This window comes from Bradyrhizobium sp. NBAIM08, from assembly GCF_020193935.1.
Classification (GTDB): Bacteria; Pseudomonadota; Alphaproteobacteria; order Rhizobiales; family Xanthobacteraceae; genus Bradyrhizobium; species Bradyrhizobium yuanmingense.
Map to the genome: position 1 here is coordinate 1 of NZ_JADYVR010001329.1, position 383 is coordinate 383.

Below are 383 nucleotides of genomic sequence, written 5' to 3' on the forward strand. Positions count from 1 at the left end.
TCGTGTGACCTCCTGTGATGCACATGTCTGACGGCAGTGCGTGTGATGGTTTGCCTGATCAATAGGAGAACGGCCAAGCCTGGAAGTAGGTCTTGATCCGCATCCAGATCGCCGCCAGGCCGCGCGGTTCGAAGAGCAAGAAGCCGATGATCATCAAGCCGAACAGGGCCTGGTTGAGGGCGAACACCGTGATGCCCGACTCGCCGGCCTCGGTGGCGATGCCCGGGATCTTGTCGCTCCATTGCTCGATCAGGTGCGGCACGATGGTGATGAACAGCGCTCCCAGAATCGGCCCGTAGATGGTGGCCACTCCGCCGATCACGATCATCGCCACGTACTCGATCGACATGGAGAGCCCGAACTCGTCGGGGTTCACGTACCGC

At 60.8% G+C, this 383-nt stretch carries 1 pseudogene; it reads right to left on the reverse strand.

Annotated elements, in window-relative coordinates:
* Positions 1 to 58: 58 nt before the first annotated feature.
* A pseudogene (locus tag I6F37_RS44760) lies at positions 59 to 383 on the reverse strand (branched-chain amino acid ABC transporter permease); the annotation flags it as partial.